Origin of the sequence: Pseudomonas sp. Y24-6 (assembly GCF_020295325.1) — a bacterium.
Classification (GTDB): Bacteria; Pseudomonadota; Gammaproteobacteria; order Pseudomonadales; family Pseudomonadaceae; genus Aquipseudomonas; species Aquipseudomonas gregormendelii.
Map to the genome: position 1 here is coordinate 98,602 of NZ_JACBXG010000015.1, position 24,730 is coordinate 123,331.

At 63.3% G+C, this 24,730-nt stretch carries 13 protein-coding genes; 6 read left to right on the forward strand and 7 right to left on the reverse strand.

What is annotated here, in order from left to right:
• Positions 1–63 precede the first annotated feature (63 nt).
• Positions 64–13,047 (forward strand): non-ribosomal peptide synthetase, encoded by a 12,984-nt coding sequence (locus tag HYI44_RS24580; protein WP_225570734.1) that lies wholly within the window; start codon positions 64–66, stop codon positions 13,045–13,047.
• A 189-nt stretch (positions 13,048–13,236) separates the two neighbouring features.
• Here HYI44_RS24580 and dsbG read toward each other — a convergent pair whose 3' ends face one another.
• Genes dsbG through dsbD form a run of 3 tightly spaced genes read right to left on the reverse strand, consistent with a single transcriptional unit; the run spans position 13,237 to position 16,576 of the window.
• Positions 13,237–14,007, reverse strand: coding sequence for a thiol:disulfide interchange protein DsbG (gene dsbG, locus HYI44_RS24585; protein ID WP_045058123.1), 771 nt, complete (start codon positions 14,005–14,007; stop codon positions 13,237–13,239).
• Positions 13,983–14,840, reverse strand: coding sequence for a TlpA disulfide reductase family protein (locus HYI44_RS24590; protein ID WP_045058124.1), 858 nt, complete (start codon positions 14,838–14,840; stop codon positions 13,983–13,985). Before HYI44_RS24590 ends, dsbG begins: the two co-directional genes overlap by 25 nt.
• Complete coding sequence (gene dsbD / locus HYI44_RS24595; RefSeq protein ID WP_225570735.1) at positions 14,840–16,576, reverse strand: protein-disulfide reductase DsbD; 1,737 nt, start codon at positions 16,574–16,576, stop codon at positions 14,840–14,842. The genes HYI44_RS24590 and dsbD overlap by 1 nt, the downstream gene beginning before the upstream one ends.
• A gap of 151 nt (positions 16,577–16,727) precedes the next feature.
• Here dsbD and HYI44_RS24600 point away from each other — a divergent pair, with 151 nt between their 5' ends.
• The 5 genes from HYI44_RS24600 (at position 16,728) to HYI44_RS24620 (ending at position 21,122) form a co-directional block, all read left to right on the forward strand.
• Positions 16,728–17,408, forward strand: a complete 681-nt coding sequence (locus HYI44_RS24600) for a response regulator (RefSeq protein ID WP_122841328.1) — start codon at positions 16,728–16,730, stop codon at positions 17,406–17,408.
• Positions 17,405–18,730, forward strand: coding sequence for an ATP-binding protein (locus HYI44_RS24605; RefSeq protein ID WP_045058127.1), 1,326 nt, complete (start codon positions 17,405–17,407; stop codon positions 18,728–18,730). The genes HYI44_RS24600 and HYI44_RS24605 overlap by 4 nt, the downstream gene beginning before the upstream one ends.
• 107 nt (positions 18,731–18,837) lie before the next feature.
• Positions 18,838–19,359, forward strand: a complete 522-nt coding sequence (locus HYI44_RS24610; protein WP_225570736.1) for a GNAT family N-acetyltransferase — start codon at positions 18,838–18,840, stop codon at positions 19,357–19,359.
• Between the two features lie 41 nt (positions 19,360–19,400).
• Entirely contained in the window at positions 19,401–20,813 is a 1,413-nt protein-coding gene (locus HYI44_RS24615; protein ID WP_122841326.1) for an aspartate aminotransferase family protein, read from the forward strand.
• An 81-nt stretch (positions 20,814–20,894) separates the two neighbouring features.
• A complete protein-coding gene (locus tag HYI44_RS24620; RefSeq protein WP_122841325.1) occupies positions 20,895–21,122 on the forward strand; it encodes an MbtH family protein in 228 nt (75 codons plus the stop codon).
• Between the two features lie 101 nt (positions 21,123–21,223).
• On the opposite strand, the gene HYI44_RS24625 is transcribed toward HYI44_RS24620, so the two are convergent.
• From HYI44_RS24625 to HYI44_RS24640, 4 genes are read right to left on the reverse strand one after another with little or no spacing between them, the layout of a single operon-like run.
• On the reverse strand, positions 21,224–22,144 hold the full coding sequence (locus HYI44_RS24625) for a metal ABC transporter substrate-binding protein (protein ID WP_225570737.1): 921 nt from the start codon (positions 22,142–22,144) through the stop codon (positions 21,224–21,226).
• On the reverse strand, positions 22,144–23,043 hold the full coding sequence (locus HYI44_RS24630; protein ID WP_045058132.1) for a metal ABC transporter permease: 900 nt from the start codon (positions 23,041–23,043) through the stop codon (positions 22,144–22,146). Before HYI44_RS24630 ends, HYI44_RS24625 begins: the two co-directional genes overlap by 1 nt.
• The gene (locus tag HYI44_RS24635) at positions 23,043–23,786 is read right to left on the reverse strand and encodes a metal ABC transporter ATP-binding protein (protein ID WP_225570738.1); all 744 of its coding nucleotides are present in this window, start codon (positions 23,784–23,786) and stop codon (positions 23,043–23,045) included. Before HYI44_RS24635 ends, HYI44_RS24630 begins: the two co-directional genes overlap by 1 nt.
• Positions 23,783–24,706: a metal ABC transporter substrate-binding protein gene (locus HYI44_RS24640; protein ID WP_225570739.1), complete on the reverse strand. Its 924-nt coding sequence runs from the start codon at positions 24,704–24,706 to the stop codon at positions 23,783–23,785. The genes HYI44_RS24635 and HYI44_RS24640 overlap by 4 nt, the downstream gene beginning before the upstream one ends.
• Positions 24,707–24,730 lie beyond the last annotated feature (24 nt).

The following is a 24,730-nucleotide window of genomic DNA, read 5'->3' on the forward strand; positions in this document are numbered from 1 at the left end:
CATCCGTTCTCCTTGGTGAATGGCACCGCATACATACAGCCCAAATTTTTCGCAGGAAACCCCATGACCGACGCGTTCGAACTTCCAAGCAATCTGGTCCAAGCCCTCCAGCGCCGCGCGGCCCTGACGCCGGATCGGGTGGCCTTGAGGTTTCTTGCCGAATCCCGGGATGAAGCGCTGGTGCTCAGCTATCGCGAGCTTGATGAGCGGGCGCGGACCATCGCCGGGGCGTTGCAGCAGGAAACGCAACGGGGTGATCGCGCGGTGCTGCTGTTTCCCAGCGGCCCGGATTATGTCGCGGCCTTTTTTGGCTGCCTGTATGCGGGCGTGATCGCGGTGCCGGCCTATCCGCCGGAATCAAGCCGGCGTCATCATCAGGAACGCCTGCTGTCGATCATCAGCGATGCCGAGCCACGCCTGCTGCTGACCAGCGCCGGCCTGCGCGACGCCCTGGGGCAAATCGAAGGAGCGCCGCCGCTGCTGTGCGTCGACACCCTCGACCGCATGCTCGCCGGGCAATGGGTCGAACCCTCGGTGCAGGACGAGCATATCGCGTTCCTGCAGTACACCTCCGGCTCCACGGCGCAGCCTAAAGGTGTGCAGGTCAGCCACGGCAATCTGGTGGCAAACGAGGCGCTGATCCGCCAAGGCTTCGGTATCGATCTGAACCCCGATGACGTGATCGTCAGCTGGCTGCCGCTGTACCACGACATGGGACTGATCGGTGGCCTGCTGCAGCCGATCTTCAGTGGCGTACCTTGTGTATTGATGTCGCCGGCGTACTTCCTTGCGCGCCCGTTGCGTTGGCTCGAAGCGATCAGCGAGTACGGCGGCACCATCAGCGGCGGGCCGGATTTTGCTTACCGGCTGTGCTGCGAGCGGGTCAGCGAGTCGGCCCTGGCGCAGCTCGACCTCAGTGGCTGGCGGGTGGCGTATTCCGGCTCCGAACCGATTCGCCTCGACACGCTGGAATGTTTCGCCAGGAAATTCGCCACGTGCGGTTTTACACCGGATGCCTTCATGGCGTCCTACGGACTGGCGGAGGCCACATTGTTCGTTGCCGGCAGTCCGCGAGGCCAAGGCATTGGCAGCCTGCGAGTCGACGACCTGGCATTGGCCGCCAATCGTGCCGAGGCGGGTGCAGGCAGCGCGATCATGAGTTGCGGCATCAGCCAGCCGGGCCATGGGCTGCGAGTGGTCGATCCGTTGGCTCGGACCGAACTCGCAGACAATTGCGTGGGGGAAGTCTGGGCCACGGGGCCGAGCATTGCCCACGGCTATTGGCGCAATCCCCAGGCCAGTGCCGAGACGTTCGTCCAGCACCACGGCCGCACCTGGCTGCGAACCGGCGACCTGGGATTCCTGCGTGACGGTGAACTGTTCATCACCGGTCGCCTGAAAGACCTGCTGATCGTGCGCGGCCACAACCTGTACCCGCAAGATATCGAGCAAACCATCGAGCGCGAAGTCGAGGTGGTGCGCAAGGGGCGCGTCGCAGCATTTGCCGTATCAGTGGACGGTGTCGAAGGCATCGGCATCGCCGCCGAAATCAGCCGCAGCGTGCAGAAAATCCTTGCGCCCGAGGCGCTGATCAAGGCCATCCGTCAAGCGGTAGCCGAAGCGTATCAGGAGGCCCCGGGTGTTGTGGTGTTGCTCAATCCGGGTGCGCTGCCGAAGACCTCCAGCGGCAAACTGCAACGCTCGGCCTGTCGCATTCGCCTGGCCGAGGGCAGCCTGGACAGCTATGCACAGTTCCCGTCAGCGACCCCGGCCAACGAGGCGACGGGCGAAGCAGGGTCTGAACTGCAAGGCCTGATCGGCAAGATCTGGGCCGAACAATTGCAGGTCGAGCAGCTCGGCGCCGGCGATCACTTCTTCCTGCTGGGCGGCAATTCCATCGCCGCCATCCACGTGATCGCCCAACTGCGCGAGGCGCTCGGCCTGGAGTTAAACCTGCGCCTGCTGTTCGAGGCGCCAACCCTGGGCGCGTTCACCGCAGCAGTCCTGCAGCAACAGCAGGAGGGTGGCCTGGCCCAAGGCACAATAGCTGCCCTGCCACGCCGCGAAGCGCTGCCACAGTCCCTGGCGCAGAACCGGTTGTGGATCACCTGGCAGCTTGACCCGCACAGCAGCGCCTACAACATTCCCGGTGCCCTGCGCTTGCGTGGCGAGCTGGATGAGAACGCAGTGCGCGTCAGTTTCCAGCATTTGATCGAGCGTCATGAGGCCTTGCGTACGCGCTTTTTCGAGCATGACGGGGTGGCGTTGCAGCAGGTGGATGCCGCCGCTGAATTCAATCTGCAAGTGATCGATATCAGTCACCTGCCGGTGACCGAGCGTGAAGCCCGTGCCTTGCAGATTCGTGAGGACGAAGCGCGGACCCAGTTCGATCTGGAGAAGGGCCCGTTGTGGTGGGTGACCCTGGTACGCCTCGATGAGCAAGACCATCAACTGCTGGTGACGATGCACCACATCATCGCTGACGGCTGGTCGCTGAACGTACTGATCGACGAGTTTTCGCGGATTTACGCCGCCGCGTCCCAGGGGCAGACCGCCACGCTGGGTGCCCTGGAGACCCATTACGCCGACTACGCCAGCTGGCAGCGCCAATGGCTGGGGCAAGGGGAGGGTGAGCGGCAGCTGGCCTACTGGAAAGCGCACTTGGGCGATGAACATCCGACGTTGAACCTGGCGACCGACCATCCGCGCTCGGCGCAGCACCTGCGCCGCGCGGCACGCCATGGCGTGAAGCTCGATAGGGCCCTGAGCAATGCCATTCGCCAGACCGCCCTGGCGCATCAATCGACTTCGTACATGCTGCTGCTCGCGGCCTTCCAGAGCCTGTTGCATCGCTACAGCGGCCAGCGCGAGATCCGTATCGGGGTGCCCAACGCCAACCGTCCGCGCCTGGAAACCCAGGGCCTGATCGGCTTCTTCATCAACACCCAGGTCATGCGTGCCGAGGTGGATTCGCGGCAGCCTTTCGTCGAGCTGCTGGCGCAGACCCGCGACGCCGCGCTGGGTGCGCAAGCCCATCAGGACCTGCCGTTCGAGCAGCTGCTGCAAGCCTGTCCCCAGGCGCGCGAACAAGGGCTGTTCCAGGTCATGTTCAACCACCAGCAGCGCGACCTGAGTGCACTGCGGCGGCTGCCGGGTCTGTTGGTCGAAGAGCTGCCGTGGCACAGTCGCGAAGCCAAGTTCGACCTGCAATTGCACAGTGAAGAGGACCAGAAGGGGCGCCTGAGCCTGTCCTTCGACTACGCCAGCGAGCTGTTTGACGCCAGCACCCTCGAGCGACTGGCCGAGCATTATTGCAACCTCCTGCGCGCGGTTTGCCAGCAGCCTGGTACCGCCATCGGCGACCTGCCCCTGATGACCTCAAGCGAGCAGGCACAACTGGCGCAGTGGAGTGGTGCCCCCCGCGCGCCGGCCACTCAATGGCTGCCTGACCAGCTCAACGAACAGGCGCGCCTGACCCCCGAACGTACGGCGCTGATCTGGGAAAGCGGCAGCCTCGATTTTGCCCAACTGCACACCCAGGCCAACCGCCTGGCCCATTATCTGCGCGATAAAGGCGTCGGTCCTGACGTGCGCGTAGCGATTGCCGCCGAGCGTTCGCCGCAGTTGCTGATCGGCCTGTTGGCGATCATCAAGGCCGGTGGTGCCTACGTGCCGCTGGACCCCGATTACCCTGCCGAGCGCCTGGCCTACATGCTCGCCGACAGCGCGGTCGGGTTGCTGCTGACCCAGACCGGAATGCTCGACCGCTTGCCGGCCACCGAAGGCGTCAGCGTCATCGCGATGGACACCCTGCACCTGGAAAGCTGGCCGAGCCACGCACCGGGCCTGCACCTGCAAGGCGACAACCTGGCGTATGTGATCTACACCTCGGGCTCCACCGGCCAGCCCAAGGGCGTGGGCAATACGCATGCGGCCCTGGCCGAACGGCTGCAGTGGATGCAGGACACTTACCGACTCGACCAGACTGACGTGCTGATGCAAAAGGCCCCGATCAGTTTCGACGTATCGGTGTGGGAATGCTTCTGGCCGCTGGTGACCGGTGCGCGCTTGCTGATTGCCGCACCTGGCGAGCACCGCGATCCCCACCGTATCGCGAGGCTGGTGCAACAGTTCGGCGTCACCACCTTGCACTTTGTGCCGCCGTTGCTTTCGTTGTTCATCGACGAGCCGCTGAGCGCCGAGTGCACCAGCCTGCGTCAAGTGTTCAGCGGCGGTGAAGCCCTGGCCCCCGAGCTGCGCGACCGCGTCCTGGCGCAGTTGCCCGCCGTGCAGTTGCATAATCGGTATGGCCCGACCGAAACCGCGATCAACGTCACCCACTGGCATTGCACCCGCGCCGACGGCGAGCGCTCGCCAATCGGCCGCCCGCTGGGGAACGTGCTGTGTCGGGTACTGGACAGCGAATTGAATGCGCTCCCGGCCGGCGTGCCGGGCGAGCTGTGCATCAGCGGTCTCGGCCTGGCGCGGGGTTACCTGGGACGTGCGGCGCTGACTGCGGAACGATTTGTCGTCGACCCTCTGGGCCAGCCAGGGGCGCGCCTGTACCGAACCGGAGACCGCGCGCGGTGGACCGCAGACGGTGTGCTTGAATATCTCGGGCGGCTCGATCAGCAGGTCAAATTACGCGGGTTCCGCGTAGAACCGCAGGAAATCGAGGCGCGCCTGCTGGCTCAGGAAGGCGTCGCCCAGGCCGCGGTGCTGGTGCGCGACACGGTCGCTGGTGCACAGCTGATCGGTTACTACACCGCTACGCCTGACGCTGAGCCACATGACGGGCATAACACCCGGCTGCTCGCTGCCCTGGCGGCCGAGCTGCCCGAGTACATGGTGCCGGCGCAACTGATGCGCCTGGACGCGATGCCCCTGAGCCCCAGCGGCAAGCTCGACCGCCGGGCCTTGCCGGAGCCGCTGTGGCAGGTGTGCGAGCATGTCGAGCCGGTGACGGCGCTGCAACAGCAGCTCGCCGGCATCTGGCACCAGGTATTGGGCCATGGGCAGATAGGCCTGCGCGATGACTTCTTCGCCCTTGGCGGCCACTCTTTGCTGGCCACGCAAATCATCTCCAGGACCCGCCAGGCGTGTGACGTCGAACTGCCGCTGCGAGCCCTGTTCGAGAACAGTGAACTCGGTGCGTTCGCCGAACAGGTACGCTTGCTCCAAATCAGCGGCAACATCAATCGGCAGCCGCCCATCGAGCAGGTTGACCGCAGCCAGCCGGTGCCGCTGTCATATTCCCAGCAGCGCATGTGGTTTCTCTGGCAGATGGAGCCCGACAGCCCTGCCTACAACGTCGGTGGCATGGCGCGACTGCGCGGCGAGCTGGATGTCGAGCGCTTCGACGCTGCGCTGCAAGCGCTGATCCTGCGCCACGAAACCCTGCGCACCACCTTCCCGAGTGTCGACGGTGTGGCTCGACAGCAGGTTCACCCGCACAGCAGCGTGCTCCTGGAATTGCAGGATTTCAGCGCGCTGGCAGACGCTGACCGCGAGCGCCAGGTCCAGCTTCTGGCTGACGCCGAGGCCCATAAACCCTTCGATCTGGAAACAGGTCCACTGCTGCGCGCCTGCCTGGTCAGGACGGCCTTGCAGGAGTACTACCTGGTGCTGACGTTGCATCATATCGTCACCGAAGGCTGGGCCATGGACATCTTTGCCCGGGAGCTCAGCGCACTGTACGAGGCGCTGGTCGATGGCCGCGAATCTCCCCTGGTGCCGCTGGCGGTGCAATACCTCGACTACAGCGTTTGGCAGCGCCAGTGGCTGGAGTCCGGCGAGCGCCAGCGTCAACTCGACTACTGGACCGCGCAGCTGGGCCGGGAACATCCGTTGCTGGAGGTGCCCGCCGACCGAGCGCGGCCACCGGTGCAAAGCCACCGGGGCGAGCTGTACCGTTTTGACCTGCCTGACGAGCTGGCCGCGCGGGTGCGAACCTTCAATGCGCAACATGGCCTGACCCTGTTCATGACCATGACCGCGGCACTGGCCGTATTGCTCTATCGCTATAGCGGCCAGACCGACCTGCGCATCGGCGCGCCGGTGGCCAACCGCATCCGTCCGGAAAGCGAGGGGCTGATCGGGGCGTTCCTCAATACCCAGGTACTGCGCTGCCAGCTCAATGGGCAGATGTCCGTCGGCGAGTTGTTCGATCAGGTGCGCCACACTGTCATCGAAGGCCAGTCCCATCAGGACTTGCCGTTCGATCACCTGGTGGAAGCCTTGCAGCCGCCGCGCAGCGCCGCCTATAACCCGCTGTTCCAGGTCATGTGCAATGTGCAGCGCTGGGAATTCCAGCAAAAACGCACCCTGGCGGGGATGACCGTCGAGTACCTGGCCAACGATGCTCGTGCAACCAAGTTCGACCTCAACCTGGAAGTCACCGACCTTGACCATCGCCTGGGTTGCTGCCTGACCTACAGCACCGATCTGTTCGATGAGCCGCGCATTGCGCGCATGGCCGGGCATTGGCGCAACCTGCTGGAGGCATTGCTGGCCGATCCGCAACAGCGCCTGAGCGAGTTGCCGCTGCTGGCCGCCGACGAGCAGAAACACCTGCTCGGCAGCCTCGGCGTGGAGCCGGGCGAGCATCGTCTGGACCAGTGCGTGCATCACCTGTTCAGTGAACAGGCGCTGCTGCGCAACGATGCACCGGCGTTGACCTTCGCCGGGCAAACCCTGAGCTATGCCGAACTCGACGCCCGGGCCAATCGCCTGGCCTGGATGCTGCGTGAGCGTGGAGTCGGGCCGCAGGTGCGGGTTGGCCTGGCGCTGGAGCGCTCGCTGGAGATGGTGGTCGGCCTGCTGGCGATACTCAAAGCCGGCGGCGCGTACGTGCCGCTGGACCCGGAATACCCGCTGGACCGATTGCACTACATGATCAAGGACAGTGGCATCGGCTTGCTCCTCAGCAACTCGGCCATGTTCACGGCCCTGGGCGAGTTGCCGACTGGCGTCTCGCGCTGGTGCCTTGAAGATGACAGCGCCGCCCTGGCCGATTACCCGGCGGCAGAGTTGCCTCGCAGCAGCTTGCCCCAGCATCAGGCCTACCTGATCTACACCTCGGGTTCCACCGGAAAACCCAAGGGCGTGATGGTGTCCCACGGCGAAATCGCCATGCATTGCCGCGCGGTGATCGAGCGCTTCGGCATGCGCGTCGATGATTGCGAACTGCACTTCTATTCGATCAATTTCGACGCCGCCACCGAGCGATTGCTGGTGCCTTTGTTGAGCGGCGCCCAGGTAGTCTTGCGGGCGCAAGGTCAGTGGGATGCGCAGGAGATCTGCGAGCTGATCCGTCGCCACCACATCAATATCCTTGGCTTCACGCCAAGCTATGGCAGCCAGTTGGCGCAGTGGCTGGCCACCCGCAATGAAACCCTGCCAGTGCGTATGTGCATCACCGGCGGCGAAGCCTTGACCGGCGAACATCTGCAACGAATTCGCGGGGCGTTCAAGCCGAGCCTGTTCTTCAATGCTTACGGCCCGACTGAAACCGTGGTCATGCCCCTGTCCAGCCTGGCCCCGGAACACCTGGAAGAGGGCATGGGCAGCGTACCGATCGGCAGCGTGATCGGCGCCCGGGTTGGGTACATCCTCGACGCCGACCTGGCGTTGGTGCCCCAGGGCGCGACGGGCGAGCTGTTCATTGGCGGTGCCGGCCTGGCCCAGGGTTACCACCAGCGTCCGGGCATGACCGCCGAACGCTTTGTGGCCAACCCCTTTGCCGCCGATGGCACACGCCTGTACCGCACGGGAGATCGGGTGCGCCAGCGCGGCGATGGGCTGGTGGAGTACCTCGGCCGCATCGATCATCAGGTGAAGATTCGCGGTTTCCGTATCGAGCCTGGCGAGATCGAAAATCGCCTGCTGGAGCATGAGTCGGTGCGTGAAGCGGTGGTGCTGGCGCTTGATGCGCCAAGTGGCAAGCAGCTGGTGGGCTACCTGCTGACGGCGGTCGCCGAGCAGGATGACGCGCAACAGAGCAGCCTGCGCGAATCCCTCAAGGCTCACCTCAATGCCCAGCTTCCGGACTATATGGTGCCCATGCACCTGATCCTGTTGGCACACTGGCCGCTGACCGCCAACGGCAAGCTCGATCGTCGCGCGCTTCCGGCGCCGGACCCGGCGCTCAACCGTCAGCATTACGTGGCACCCGGCAGCGAGCTTGAACTGACCCTGGCCAGCCTCTGGTGCGAGGTGTTGAATGTCACGCAGGTGGGGCTCAACGACAACTTTTTCGAACTGGGTGGCGACTCGATCCTGTCGATCCAGGTGGTCAGCCGCGCCCGTCAGCAGGGCATTCATTTCAGCCCACGGGACCTGTTCCAGCACCAGACCGTGCAGGCGCTCGTCGCCATCGCCACGCGTACGGAACAGGTGGTGGCCGAACAAGGCCTGCTCACCGGTGAGTCGCCAATGACGCCGATCCAGCACTGGTTTTTCGACAGCCAGATTCCTGAGCCTCAACACTGGAACCAGGCCTTGTTGCTGGAGCCGACCGTGCTGCTCGAACCCCATTGCCTGGAGCAGGCACTGCTGGCGGTGATCGAGCAACACGATGCATTACGGCTGCGCTTCACCGCAGTGGCTGGCGCCTGGCGCGCCGAACATCGGATCGATAGCGACACCCCCGTGCTGTGGCAGGTGCGGGTCAAATCCATGGAACAGTGCACCGCGCTGTTCGCCGACGCCCAGAGAAGTCTGGACCTCAAGCAGGGGCCGTTGTTGCGGGCGCTGCTGGTGGATGGTCCGCAGGGTCAGCAACGCCTGTTCATCGCCATTCACCACCTGGTGGTGGATGGCGTGTCCTGGCGAGTACTGCTGGACGATGTGCAGGCGGTTTATCGTCGATTGCTCGCGGGAAAACCCGTCGAGTTACCGGCGAAAACCAGCGCCTTGCGCGACTGGGCGGCTCGTCTGCAGGCCTACGCGGGCAGTGATTCGCTGCGTGAGGAATTGGGTTGGTGGCAGGCACAATTGGCAGGGCCGGATGTTGCGCTGCCGTGCGCCCGCCCTGAAGGTGGACGCCAGCATCGCCACGCCCAGACCATCAGCGTACGCCTCGATGGCGAGCGCACCCGCCAGTTGCTGCAACAGGCGCCGAGTGCCTATCGCACGCAGGTTAACGACCTGCTGCTGAGTGCCTTGTCCCGGGTTCTGTGCCGCTGGAGCGGGCACGAGTCGGCGCTGATTCAACTTGAAGGGCACGGCCGCGAGAACCTGTTTGACGACATCGACCTGAGCCGCACGGTTGGCTGGTTCACCAGCGCATTCGTACTGCGCCTGACGCCAGGACTTGAGCATGAGCACACGATCAAGGCAATCAAGGAGCAACTGCGCGCCATACCGCACAAGGGCCTTGGGTATGGGGTACTGCGGTACCTGGCCGACGACGTCTGCCGCCACGCCATGTCGGCCTTGCCGGCGGCGCAGATCACCTTTAATTATCTGGGCCAGTTCGACCAGAGTTTTGCTGACGACGCCTTGTTCCGTCCGCTGGACGAACCGGTCGGCGCGGCGCACGATCCGGAGGCGCCGCTGCCCAACGAGCTGAGCGTCGACAGCCAGGTCTATGGCGGTGAGCTGGTAATGCGCTGGACCTTCAGTACAGAGCGTCACGACCCGCAGGCCATCGCCGAGCTGGCGCACGCCTACCTCGAAGAATTGCAGAGTCTGATCGAGCATTGCCTGGGCGATGGCGCGGGAGGCCTGACGCCGTCGGACTTCCCGCTGGCGAAACTCACCCAGCCCCAGCTCGATGCGCTGCCAGTACCTGCCGCGCTCATTGAAGATGTCTTTGCGCTGACGCCGATGCAGGAAGGCATGCTGCTGCACACCTTGTTGGAACCGGGCACCGGCCTGTACTACATGCAAGACCGTTACCGCATCAACAGTGAACTGGACCCGCAGCGTTTTGCCGAGGCCTGGCACGCGGTGATCGCCCGGCACGAGGCCCTGCGGGCATCGTTCTGCTGGAACGTTGGCGAGGACATGCTGCAGGTTATCCACAAGCCGGGCAGCACGCCGATCGAGTACCTCGATTGGTCGGCTGTTGCCCAGGCCGAGCAGGAACCCAGGTTGCAGGCGCTGCTCAAAAGCGAGCGTGAAGCCGGCTTCGACCTGCTCAACCAGGCCCCGTTTCACCTGCGCCTGATCCGGGTCGGCGCGGCGCGCTACTGGTTCATGATGAGCAACCACCACATTCTTATCGATGCCTGGTGCCGTTCGCTATTGATGAACGATTTCCTTGAGATCTACACCGCCTTGGGCGAGGGGCGCGAAGCGCAATTATCGCTACCGCCGCGTTATCGTGACTATATCGCCTGGCTGCAACGGCAGAACCTTGCCGAAGCCCGGCAGTGGTGGAAAGACAATCTGCAGGGTTTTGAACGGACAACGCCGATTCCAAGCGATCGGCCCTTGCTGCGCGAGCATGCCGGCGACAGCGGCGGCATGGTCGTCGGCGACTGTTACACCCGTCTGGCTGTCCGGGACGGTGTGCAACTGCGCGAACTGGCCCAGGCCCATCAGTTGACCGTCAATACCTTCGCCCAGGCGGCCTGGGCCTTGGTCCTGCGGCGCCTCAGCGGTGATCGCGACGTGTTGTTTGGTGTCACGGTGGCCGGCCGTCCGGTGCAGATGCCGGCAATGCAACGCACGGTCGGGCTGTTCATCAACAGCATCGCGCTGCGGGTGAAGATGCCTGGGGACGATCAGCGTTGCAGCGTTCGCCAATGGCTTGGCGAGTTGCTCGACAGCAATATGCAGCTGCGTGAATACGAGTACCTGCCGCTGGTGAACATCCAGGAACACAGTGAGCTGCCCAAGGGCCAGCCGCTGTTCGACAGCCTGTTCGTGTTCGAGAACGCGCCGGTCGAAGTCTCGGTTCTGGACCGCGCGCAGAGCCTCAATGCCACGTCGGACTCAGGCCGTACGCATACCAACTTCCCCCTGACGGCGGTGTGTTATCCGGGGGACGACCTGGGCTTGCATCTGTCGTACGACCAGCGATTCTTCGATGAAACCACGGTCGAGCGCATGCTCGCCGAGTTCAAGCGCCTGTTGCTGGCACTGGTACAGGGTTTCCATGGTGACATGGCGGATCTACCGCTGCTGGGCACCGAGGAACGGGATTTCCTGCTCTACGGTTGCAACCAGAGCGCCCATGAGTATCCGCTGGAGCAGAGCTACGTGGCGCTGTTCGAAGCGCAGGTGGCCCGGCATCCGCAGCGAGTGGTGGCCAGCTGTCTCGATCAGCGGCACACGTATGCCGAACTGAACGTGTGCAGCAACCGGCTCGGTCATGCACTGCTGGCGGCCGGGGTGGGGCTGGATCAACCGGTGGCCCTGCTGGCCGAACGCAACTGTGCATTGCTGGGCATGATCATCGGCAGCTTCAAGGCGGGTGCGGGGTATCTGCCGCTGGATCCGGGCCTGCCGAGCCAACGCTTGAGCCGCATCCTCGATCTCAGCCGCACGCCGTTGCTGGTGTGCACCCAGGCTTGCCGGGAGCAGGCCGTTTCGCTGCTGGATTCATTCAGCTGTGCGCATCGGCCCAGGTTGCTGGTCTGGGAAGAGGTGCAGGCGAGCGCTGCATCGGTCGCCAATCCCGGGATCTACAGTGGACCGGATAACCTCGCTTACGTGATTTACACCTCCGGTTCCACAGGTCTGCCCAAGGGCGTGATGGTCGAACAGCGCGGCATGCTCAACAATCAGTTGAGCAAGGTGCCGTACCTGAAGCTGGGCGAGGCCGATGTGATCGCGCAGACCGCTTCACAAAGCTTCGATATATCCGTCTGGCAGTTCCTCGCGGCACCGCTGTTCGGTGCACGTGTGGACATCGTGCCGAACGCCATCGCCCATGATCCGCAGGGCTTGCTGGCACACGTGGTGGCCCAAGGCGTCACCGTGCTGGAAAGCGTGCCGTCGCTGATCCAGGGCATGCTCGTTCAAGCACACATGAGCCTCGATGGCCTGCGCTGGATGCTGCCGACCGGTGAAGCCATGCCACCTGAACTGGCCCACCAATGGCTGCTGCGTTACCCCCAAGTCGGCCTGGTGAACGCGTATGGCCCGGCGGAATGTTCGGATGACGTGGCGTTTCATCGCGTCGACCTGGCCTCGACCCGCAGCAGTTATCTGCCGATCGGCATGCCAACCGACAACAATCGCCTGTACCTGCTCGATGGCGCGCTGGAACTGGTGCCCTTGGGTGCCGTAGGTGAATTGTGTGTCGCCGGCACAGGGGTTGGCCGCGGGTATGTGAGCGATCCGTTGCGCACTGCCCAGGCATTTGTGCCCAACCCGTTTGGCGCGTCGGGGGATCGTCTGTACCGCACCGGCGACCTGGCCCGCCGCCGCAGCGATGGGGTGCTGGAGTACGTCGGGCGAATCGATCATCAGGTGAAAATTCGCGGCTATCGCATTGAGTTGGGTGAGATCGAGGCGCGCCTGCACGAACAACCAGAAGTGCGGGACGCTGCGGTGGGCGTGCAGGAGGGCGCCAATGGCAAGCACCTGGTGGGTTATCTGGTAGCGGCGGATTCGGCGCTCAATTCCGGCGAACGCCTGGAGCGCATCAAGCAGCGTCTGCGCACCGAGCTACCGGAGTACATGGTGCCGCTGCACTGGCTGTGGCTGGAGCAAATGCCGCTTAATGCCAACGGCAAACTGGATCGCAAAGCGTTGCCAGCACTGGAGATAGGTCAGTTGCAGAGCCAGGACTACCAGGCGCCGCGCACTGAGCTTGAGCTGAAGCTGGCGGATATCTGGGCGCAGGTGTTGAAAGTCGACAGGGTGGGTGTGCGCGATAATTTCTTCGAGTTGGGCGGGCATTCGCTGCTGGCCACGCAGATTGCTTCGCGGGTGCAGACAGCGCTGCAGCGCGAAGTGCCGCTGCGGGCGATGTTCGAGTGCAGTACGGTTGAGGACCTGGCCGAATACATCGATGGGCTGGCGGCGAGCGATATCACCGAAGAGAAAGTGGATCGGTTGACTGATCTGATGGCGGAGCTTGAGGGGTTGTGACTGTCTGGGAATGAAATGCAGTGATTGGGGCTGCCATGCCTGAGGTTGAAAAGACCAGCGGTGTTTGCAATGACTCAACAGTAAGTCACGTTAAGTGAAACCTTCTGTAGAGTCATTGCCGTGCACCCACACTCAACTTCCAGTCAGTAGTAAACAGGCGAACTCAAGGAGTCCGCGGCCAACGGACGCTTACTTCGGCCCAAGAATCTTCACCAGCTTATCCGGCGACGGCGCGCCCTGCTGCTGTTGCAACTCACCCTTGTCGTCCATATAGAAAATCGCCGGGGTGGCCGACAATTCCAGCTCTTCCATCAACTGCATGTTCGCCGCGAGCTTGGCCTGGATCGCCGGCGGAACATCCTTCAAGGCCTTGAGCGAGCTGGCCTTGCCGGCTTTTTCGTGGTCTGCCAGGGCCTTTTGCGGGTCCTTGGCGGCCAGCAGCGCTGCGGATTTGCCCGGGCTGTCCTCGCGAATGATGCCGACCATGATATGGCGCAGTTGCACTTTGCCGGCTTTCACCCAAGGCCGCGCCTGTTCCCAGAACATGTTGCAGTAAGGGCAATTCGGGTCGCTGAACAGGTACACCACGCGCGGTGCGTCCTTGTTGCCGTCGGCAATCCAGTTGCTCGCTTCCATCTTGCCCCAGACTTCCTTGGACATCGGCGCGTAAACCAGCTTTTGCAGGGGGGCGGTGCTGAGGTCATTGCCGTCGGCGTCATACAGGTTGCCCAGCAGCACGTGTTTGCCATCCGGGGTCAGGTACAGGGCCATGCCACGGTTCTGGTACTGCGCGGCGTAACCGCGCAGGCCGTCTGGTGCGTCGAACTGGCCGACGATTTTTGCGCCCTTGGCTTCTATTTTCTTGATCGCCTCAGGCAATTCTTCGGCAGCCTGCGCGAATGGCAGGTGCAGCAGGGCAGTGCCCAGGGTCAACGTCAGCAGGTGGCGGAGGCGGGGCATGGCAGTTTCCTTGAAGAAGTGGCGGAACCAGGGCTGTCGAAGTTTTCCAGGGCGCGGGCCAGGCTGGCTTCCGACAGTTCGCCCAGATGGCTGCCCAGCAGGCGGCCCTCATTGCTGTAGAACAGCGTAGTCGGCAAGGCCATGGAGCCCACCGCCTGACCCAGGCGGCCACTGCCATCGAACAATACGTTCGACAGGCTCAGGCCCTGGGTTTCCAGGTAGGTACTTACGCTTTGCATGCTTTCGGCCTGATTGACGAACAGGAAGGTCAGGTCCGGACGCTGTTGCTGGGCATTTTCCAGCACCGGCATTTCCCGGCGACAGGGAGGGCACCAGGTGGCCCAGAGATTGATCACCAGCGGGCCCCCTTTGTAATCCTCCAGTCGCACGGTTTCCCCGGCCGCATTGCGCAGGGTGATTTCCGGCAGGCGCGTGCCTTGTTCGTAGATGGAGAGGGAAAAAGTAGCGAGCAGCCAGAACGCCAGGCCGCTACCCACGCCAAACCCCAGGGGGCGACGCAGTCCCGGGCGGCGCCAGCCCCGGTAGAGGGCAACGAGCAACAGCGCGATCACCCCCGGCCAGGCGAGGAAGCCGCCGTCACGCAGGTCGATGACTTGCCAGAGATCGTTACGATAATGCTTCCAGTAGAGCGCCACGAAACCGATCCGGGCCGCCAGCATGCCGATCAGGAACAGGCTGAACAGCACCGACTCGGGGTTTTCGCCACCGCGCCTGGCCGCTCGCCAACCCACAAAGGTCGCCAGCGCCAGAGCACCGATCAGCAGCAGGTGATTGAGCGCAATGGCAAACGTGCCGAGGGTGAGCGTCAGCATTAACGGGCCTCTCGGGTGAGGTTCCAGCGTTGCAGGAATGTGGCGGCATCAACTTCGCCGGTAATGCGCTGGCTACGTCGCTCCTCGCCGTCGGTGCCGATCCACAGCAGGCTCGGTGGCCCTGGCACCTTGTATCGACCGAGAAGTTCGCGACTGGCGGCGTTATCGGCGGTTACGTCCAGACGCAGCAAACGTACGTCACTGAGTGCCGTGAGCACCTGCGGCTGGCCGAACACGCGTTTTTCCATGATTTTGCAGGCCACGCACCAGTCGGCGTAATAGTCGAGCAACACCCATTGACCTTGAGCCTTGGCCGCATCCAGTTCCCGTTGCAGCGCAGCCGGGTCCTTGATGGTGGTGAAGGCCTCGTGGCCAACCGGGCGGGCGATGCTGGTCGAATTTGCCGTGCTGTAGACCTGTAATGGCTTGAACAGGTCATCACTGCCGCCGGCGGCACCGATCAGCAGCAGGCTGCCCCACACCCCCATCAGCAAGGAACTTGCGCCGAACAGCTGGGCAACCCGGCCGAAACCTTCCGATTGCTTCCAGGCGCTGTAGGCCGCGATCAACAGTAATGCTCCACACAGCCCCACCCACAGTGATTCATCCAGCACCGGGCGCAGCATCAGCAAGGCGGTGGCGAGGAACAGGAAGCCGAACACGCCTTTGAGCAGGTTCATCCAGGCGCCGGGCTTGGGCAGGAAGCGATTGCCGACCGTCACCAGCAACAGCAGCGGGATCCCCATGCCGATGCCCATGGTGAACAGGATCAGCCCGCCATGCAGGGCGTTGCCGCTCTGCGCGATATAGAGCAGGGCGCCGGCCAGGGGCGCGGTCATGCAAGGTCCCACCAGCAGCCCCGACACCGCACCCAGCACGCCAGCGCCGATCAGGCTGCCGCCACGCTGGTTGCGCGATAAATTTTCCAGGCGGTCACGAATGGCCACGGGCAGTTGCAATTCAAAAAAACCGAACATCGGCAACGCCAGCAATACAAACACGGCGGCGAAGCTGCCCAGCAGCCAGGGGTTCTGCAGTAAAGCCTGCAGATTGGCGCCAAGCATCGCTGCCAATACGCCCATCGCGGCATAGACCAGGGCCATGCACACCACGTAACTGCCGGCCAGGGCGAAGCCGCGTCGAGGGCTGGCGCCGCTGCCGACGACCAGCCCTGCGAGTATGGGCAACATGGGCAGGGTGCAAGGGGTGAATGCCAGCAGCAGGCCCAGGCCAAAGAACACCAGCAGGCTCCAGCCCAGCGCCCGTTGTTGCAGGCCGCTGGCCAGGGCCTGGTCCGGCGCTTCGGCGGCGGCAGGGGCAACGACTGTCCCCCCCAGGTCAACGACCCGGGTTTGCGGCGGATAACACAGGCCGGCATCGGCACAGCCCTGGAATCCTACTTTCACCTGGCCGGTGGCACCGGCCGGTATTTTCAACTCAAGGCCCTGGCGGTACACCTGCTGCTCACCGAAGAATTCATCGCTGTGAGATTCGCCAGGGGGCAAGGCCGGCTTGTGCTCTGGCGGCAAGCCGTCGAACTTCAGACGCTGCTGGTACAGATAGTACCCATCGGCGATCTGCCAAAAAAGTTGGGTTTCACCGGACTGCAGGCGCTCGGAAGTGAGGATGAACGCCTTGCCTACTGGAAGGAAGTCCGGTTTGGTCGCGAATGGATCGTTGGCGGCCTGGGCCATGCCCGATATCAGGAGAACGAAAAGCAGTAAAATTCGACGCATGGGTAAGCCTTATCCCTGTGCAAGTGGGGGCAGGATGAGAGACGGCGATTAACCGATGATTAACCGCCACGGCCTTGTCGCAACGGCGCTTGCGGCATAATGTCGGCTTAATCGGCTACAGGCCTAATTGGTTTCTTTTCAGGTACTCACTATGCACGTACTGGTTTGCGAAGACGATGAGCTGATCGCCAGCGGCATAGTCGCCGGCCTCACCGCCCAGGGCCTGACCGTGGAGCACGTGGCTACCGCATCGGCTGCCCGGGCGATGCTCAAGGTTGCCGAGTTCGACGTCATGGTGCTCGACCTTGGCCTGCCCGATGAGGACGGCCTGAAGCTGTTGCAGCAGTTGCGTCACAGTGGCCTGGAGATTCCGGTGCTGATCCTCACCGCCCGGGATTCGGTCACGGACCGGGTCGATGGGCTGCAAGCGGGCGCCGACGATTACCTGCTCAAGCCGTTCGACCTGCGTGAACTGGCCGCGCGCCTGCACACCTTGTTGCGGCGGGTGGCGGGGCGCAGCGTCAACCTGATCGAGCATGGCGCGCTGACCTACGATCCGAGTAGCCGCGAAACCACCCTGGGCGGGCAGCCGGTTGACTTGTCACGGCGTGAGCAATCGCTGTTGCAGGCGCTGTTGCACAACCGGGGCCGGGTCCTGTCCACGGAACAGCTCAAAGACAGTGTCTATGGGTTCAACGACGAGCTGGAAAGCAACGCCCTGAACGTGCACATCCATCACCTGCGGCGCAAACTCGGTAACGGCATCGTCGAGACCGTACGCGGCCTGGGTTACCGCCTGGGCCCGGCAGACAGTGGAGATCGTTCGAAGTGATGAGCCTGCGCTTGCGCCTGAGCCTGACCCTGGGCGCCGCGTTCGCGCTGATCTGGGCGCTGGCGGCTGCCTGGATGCTCAGCGACCTGCGCAACCAGATGATGTTTTCCCTCGACCAGCGCCTGGTGGCGTCGGCGCGCATGGTCGCCGGGTTGATGGAGCAACTGCCGGCGCTTCCGAGCAAGGGCGAGGGCACCCATTTCAGTGCCGAGCAACTGAACATCCCGGGCGGCATGGCGTGCCAGGTCAGTTCACTGCGGGGCGAGATCCTGGCCCGCAGTCACACCGATCCGCAACAGACCCTGGAAGCCGAGCAACTGGGTTTTCATGACCAGATGATCGATGGCGCGCCCTGGCGCAGTTTCACCCTGGTTCGGGGAGACCTGCGCATCACCACCGCCGACCGGCAGATCGAGCGCGAAGCGTTGAACATGTCGATCCTGCTGGCGGCATCGGTGCCGGTCGGCGTGGCGTTGCTCGGTTGCCTGTGCCTGCTGTGGTTGGGGATCGGCCAGGGCCTGGCGCCGCTCAATCGCATGCGTGATGCCCTGATGCGGCGCAGCGCCGACTCCCTGGAACCGTTGCAGATCCAGCCGCTGCCCAGCGAATTGCAGCCGTTGCTCGACACCCAGAATCAGTTGCTGCAACGGATTGGCAAGACCATCGAGCGCGAGCGGCGCCTGACTGGCGACGCGGCCCACGAATTGCGTAGCCCGCTGACGGCGATCAAGACCCACCTGCAGGTCGCGCGCATGACCGAGGGCGCCGCTCGGGACCAGTCCCTCGCCCGGGCGGAAGAGGGGGCTGACCGTCTGCACCGCACCCTCGAACAATTGCTGTTGCTGGCGCGTGTCGAAGGCAGTCTGTCGTTCGATGACGGTGTGCAATGCAATGCCGAGCAGGTGGCCAGGCTGGCGATCCAGGACGCCGGCAGTGGCGATCGCCAGCGCATCCGCTTCAAGGCGCCGGCAAGGCTTTCCGCAGCGCCGGTGCAAATGCCGGCGGTACTGTCGATTGCCGCACTGCGTAACTTGCTGGACAACGCACTGCGTCACACCCCGGGTGATGGTCCGGTGGACTTGAGCGTGGAAACAGTCGAAAACCGCGTGCAGTTCGTGGTTCGCGATCATGGCCCTGGTATCGCCGAGGATGATTTGCAACATCTTACCCAGCGCTTCTGGCGCAATGGCCAAAGCACCGGCTGTGGCCTGGGGTTGGCGATTGTCCAGGCAATTGTCCAGCGCTGCGGTTGCACGCTGAAGTTCGACAGCAAGCCGGATGGCTTGCGGGTTGAACTGACGATGCCATTGCAGCCGGTCTGAGAGGGCGTGGTTACACATCAAAAGTAACGTCTATCCGATAGGCATCCGGCCCCCGTAGCGCTATCGTCCTCGCCGGCTTTGACTCAATGGATTGAGGTACTGGCGCCATGGAAACATCCCTGCATGTCTGCAAGGCAACCCCCGCCGACGCCGGCATCATCTGCCGGATAGTCGAACGTTCGATCCGCGTTGGCTGCGCCATTGATCACCGCAACGATCCACACACCGTTGCCACCTGGACCCACAGCAAAACCGTCAGGCATGTCATGGCCTGGCTGACTGACCCGCGGTTTTACCTCAACATCGCCTTGCTACAGGACAAGCCAGTGGGCGCCGCCATGGCTGCGATCAGCGGCAAGTTGGCGTTTTGCTACGTGCAACCGGAATGGTTTCGGCGCGGCGCGGGCCAGGCGCTGGTGGCTGACCTGGAAAGCTGGTTGATCAGTCATGGCCTGTGCCACGTGCAGCTCAACAGTACGCTCACTGGCGAGGGGTTCTACCGGCATCTGGGATACCAGCCCTGCGCCCCGACCTTCAAGGTTGCCGGTCTGCAGGCCATTCCCATGCGCAAAGGGCTGTTGTTGCCTGCTGCAAAACCTGACCAAGGGTCTAAATCCTCAGCCGCCTGAAGCGTTTCCACAACAGGAAAACCTTTTTGAGGGGTCGAGAGATGTCAGTCGCTACCAGCCTTGTGCAAGATCAGTCGGCGCGGGTCACTCCGGCGCCGGCCGAAACGCTTTATCAGTTCAACGAGTCGCCGTTGCTGGCGCGACAGACCCGGCAGGAGTCTAACGCCCGCAGCTATCCACGGCGCATCCCCCTGGCGCTCAAGCGGGCCAAGGGTATCTATGTCGAAGACGTCGAAGGCCGCCGTTTCATCGACTGCCTCGCCGGCGCAGGCACGCTGGCGTTGGGGCACAACCACGCAGTAGTGATTGAGGCGATCCGGCAGGTGCTGGCCGATGAATTGCCGTTGCACACCCTTGACCTGACGACTCCGGTCAAAGATCAATTCGTCCAGGACCTGTTCGCCCTGCTGCCACAGGGGTTGGCTGGCGAAGCGAAAATCCAGTTCTGCGGACCCACCGGCACCGACGCCGTGGAGGCGGCGTTGAAGCTGGTGCGCACCGCCACCGGTCGCAGCACCGTGTTGTCATTTCAAGGCGGCTACCACGGCATGAGTCAGGGCGCGCTCAGCCTGATGGGCAGCCTGGCGCCGAAAAAACCCATGGCGGCCTTACTCGGCAGCGGAGTGCAATTCATGCCCTATCCCTACGACTACCGTTGCCCGTTCGGGCTCGGCGGCGCACAAGGGGTCAAGGTCAACCTGAGCTACCTGGAAAATCTGCTGAGTGACCCGGAAGCGGGCGTGGAGTTGCCTGCGGCGGTGATAGTCGAAGCGGTGCAGGGCGAGGGCGGGGTTATTCCGGCTGACCTCGACTGGTTGCGTGGCTTGCGCCGTATTACCGAAAAAGCCGGGGTGGCGCTGATAGTCGACGAAATCCAGAGCGGGTTTGGACGCACCGGCAAGATGTTTGCCTTTGAACACGCCGGGATCATTCCGGACGTGGTGGTGATGTCCAAGGCCATCGGCGGCAGCCTGCCGTTGGCGGTGGTGGTCTATCGGGACTGGCTCGACACCTGGCTTCCGGGCGCCCATGCCGGGACCTTCCGCGGTAACCAGATGGCGATGGCCGCCGGATCCGCCGTGATGCGCTATCTGACCGAGCACAGGGTCTGCGAGCATGCCACCGCCATGGGCGAGCGCCTGGGCGAACACCTGCGCATCCTGCAGCGGGATTTTCCGCAGCTGGGTGACATACGCGGTCGAGGTCTGATGCTCGGCGTAGAACTGGTTGACCCATCCGGTGTGCCGGATGCCCAAGGTCACCCGCCGATCTTTGCCCGCCTGGCTCCGCTGGTGCAGCGTGAGTGCCTCAAGCGAGGTTTGATCCTCGAGCTGGGCGGGCGACATGGCGGCGTGGTGCGCTTCCTGCCACCGCTGGTGATTACCTCCAGCGAAATCGATCAGGTAGCCGAAATCTTTGGCAGGGCCATGGCCGCTGCCACCGCCAGTCTCTAAATTTTCCCGCGTCCCGAACGTACCTTCTACAGACCGGATGCACTTGCGTGCAGCCCACCCTACATCGATGGAGAAACACCAATGACGTCAGTATTCGACCGCGAGGACATCCTATTTCAAGTCGTGGTCAACCACGAAGAGCAGTATTCGATCTGGCCTGACTACAAGGCCGTGCCGCAAGGCTGGCGCACCGTGGGCAAGAGCGGCCTGAAGAAGGAGTGCCTGGCCTACATCGAGGAAACCTGGACGGATATGCGCCCACTGAGCCTGCGCAAGAAGATGGAAGAGCAGGCGGCTGCGGTGCTCTGAGCCTGCCTGTCACAAAAAGCCCGCTGGACTGGTGACAGTCAGCGGGCTTTTTGGTGCCTGGGCTGCAGAAAAGATCGCAGCCTTATTGCATTCGACAGCGCCTACAGGGGGGAGGGAGCGGCTGGGTCACTCAACCCCTTGATCACCGAATCCACATTCCCTTCCAGCTCATCCACCGGATTCACCCCATCGATATTCAGTACCACCAGGCGGCTTCCTGCCTCGGTAATCACCGCTTTGAGCGCATCCGACGGCTGGCGGTGATGTAACACCACGGCCACATCATTGTCCTTGAGCGTGGCCGCCAGTTGCTTGAGTGCCTCCGGGGTCCATTCGGCATCCGGGCGGGCGTCGAGGCCGATCAGTTCCAGGTTGAGACCACCAATCAGGTAACCGAAATGATCGCTGAGGCTCATTACGCTGAGGTTGTCGGCGCGGGCCAGGCGAGCTTCGCTGTCGGCACTGAACTTCAGCAGGCGCTGTTTGAGCGTCGCCAGGTTGGCCTCGATGACCGGCTTGGCTGCGGGTGCCAGGCGCACCAGATCTGCCGCCATCACATCCGCCATGCGTCCCATGTTGTTGCTGGACAACCATGGCTGGCTGTTGAGGCCGTCGACCTTGTTGTCCGGCTGTACGGCGATCCCGGGCAGGGCGCCGTCCACCGGGCGGGCAGCATCGACTTCGACGACCCGGATGTTGCTGCGTCGGGACATGGGATAGAGCGGGTCGTCGGCCCACAACGAACGCAGGCCGATCACGGCATCGGCATCGGTCGCCAGTTTGGCCAGGGCCGGTGCACCTCGGCCGGTGAAGTAGGCGGTCTGCCGGCTGCCGGGCAGGTTCGCCGGCGCGGCGCGTTCGAGCTGGACGTTGGTGCCCTTGAGCAGGACTTCGCCCAAGCCATAGGTGATCGGCAGTGAGGCCAGCACGCGTAGCGGTTTTGTGCTGTCGGCCGCGAAGGCCGTGTGGGCCAAGGTGCACAAGGCGACCGCCAGGGTTAGTTGACGCAACTTAAAAGACATTATCCGATATTCCCTTTCAGGCCAGGAACGACGCCACGGGCAACGGCCGCCAGGGCGAAGGCGATGCCGGCCACCAGGATGATCGCGGCACCGGATGGAATAGGCAGATCAAAAACGATCGGCGCGAGAATGCCGCACAGGGTACTGATCGTGGCGATCAGCACCGAGCACCAGAAAAAGCCCTTGAGCGACTGGCTGAGCAACCGTGCAGCCGCCGCCGGAATGACCAGCAGGGCCCCGACCAGAATGGCGCCGATCACTTTCACGGCGGCGACGGTGATCAGGGTTACCAGAATCACGAACAGGTAATCGAGGGTCTTCACCGCCACCCCGCGCACCGCCGCCAGCTGCGGATTGAAGCTGGCGAGCATGATACGGTTGTACAGCGGCAAGGCCAGTGCCATGACCAGTGAACCCACGATGGCCAACACCAGCAGGTCATTCCCGTTGACCGTCAGGACCGAACCGAACAGCACGTTTTCAAGGATGTGCACGTTGATCTTGCCGGCGAGAATCAATAGCAGGCTGGCACCCAGGGCTAACGAAACGGAGAGGAACACGCCGATCAGCGTATCCGGTGACAGCCCGGTGCGGTTGCGCAAGTAGTTAAGCAGGATGCCGAACAGCAGGCAGTAGCCAAACAGGCTGCCATAAGGCCCGGTGTAAGGTTCCCCCAGCAGAATGCCGACGGCCACGCCGGTCAGTGCCGCGTGGCCGACTGCTTCGGAGAAAAACGCAAAGCGCTTGACCACCACCAGGGTGCCCAGGCCACCCAGCACCGGTCCGATCAGCAGGCCTGCCAACAACGCATTGACCACGAACCCGTACGCCAGCGCTTCAGGCAGGTAACCCGAAGACGCCCAGCCCTGAATCATCAGGCGAAAGGCTTCATAACTCATCAGGCAGCGCTCCGTGGATGGGTGGAAAACAGCGTCAGCAGGCGTTCCGGTGTCAGTGCCTGCTTGGGCGTTGCATCGAACAGCACCCGGCGGTTGAGCCCGGTGACCCGGTCCGCCAGACGGCCTACCGCTTCCAGGTCATGCTCGATCCACAGTACCGTGATGCCGCTTTGGCGCCAGTGCCCGAGAAGTCGCTCGAAAACCTGGATGCCGGCTTCATCGAGAGCCGACATGGGTTCATCGAGCACCAGCAACTGCGGCGGCGGGATCAGCCCCTGGGCCAGCAATACTCGCTGACGTTCGCCACCGGACAAAGCGCCCATGCGTCGTTTGCGTTTGTCCTGCATGCCGACCCGTTCCAGGGCATCACCGATGGCTGCCGCGTAATGCTTGCTCACCCCCAGAAATGCCGGTCGACGCTGGCACATCGCGGCCATGAAGTCGTCGACGGTCATCGGCAGTCCGCGATCAAACTCCAGCGCTTGCGGCACGTAGCCGATCGTTCCCGGGGTGCCTGGCCATTGCAGGCTCAGGCGGCCCTGGTGGGGCATTTGCCCGAGCAGGGTCTTGATCAGCGAGCTCTTGCCGCCCCCGTTGGGTCCGACCAGTGCATGAATGCTGCCGGGCTGTACCTGGAAGGTCACCTGGTCAAGGATCGTGGTGCGGCCGAGGGTCAGGCCGACGTCGGCAAAATCCAGGGTCGGGCCGGTGCTTTGGACAATCAGGGTCTCCTGGACAGTCATGCGCCCGACTCCTGAATAGCCCGGACCACGGTGTTGAGGTTGCCGGTCATTTCCTTCTCATACTTTTCAGCCGTGTATTCGCCATAGGAAATGTGCGACAGCGGGTACAGTTTCACCCCGGATTCACGCTGGATGGTGTCGACATAGCTCGATGGGAAGTCCATCTCGGAGAAAATCACTTTCACGTCCAGCTCTCGCAACTGGTCGATGGTCTTTTTCAACTGGCTTGGGCTGGGCTCGATACCGTGGGCAGGCTCGACCACGGCCGTCACTTCCAGGCCGAACTCGCGCAGCAGGTAGTCGTAGGCGGCATGCACGGTGGCTACGCGCAGCTCTGCATTGGGCGCTTCGGTGAGTTTCGCCAGGGCGTCGGCGCGCATCTGCCGCAGCCGTTTGCCGTAGGCTCGGGCGTTCTGGGTGTAGGTCTTGGCGTTCGCCGGATCAAGTTTCCCCAGCTCCCGGGCAATGTTGTTGACCTGGGCAATCGAGGCGCTGATCGACAGGAAGGTATGCGGGTTGACGACCTTGCCGGCCCCACGGGCAGCCACGCCGGTAGCGGCCAGCAGCGGCACGTTTTCGTTGGCTTCGATCACCGCCACGTTGGGCGTTTCGCTGGCGGCGATCATGCGGTCGGCGAAATCGTCATGCCCAACCCCGTTGAGCACAACCACGTCCAGTCCGCTGATGCGCTTGATGTCTTCGGCGCGTGGCTCGTAGGCATGCGGGTTGAAACCGGCGGGAATCAAAGGCACCACTTCGGCCTTGTCGCCGACGATATTTGCCACGTAGCTGTAGTACGGATGCAGGGTGATACCGATGCGCAGGCGCTTGGCCTCTTCAGCACTGGCCAGGGGGACCAGCAGGCAGGCAAGCAGGCCAGCCAGCAGGGCGCGCATGAAACGTTGAGATGAAATAGGCATGGGAAAGCGGTTTCTCTCGGGTAA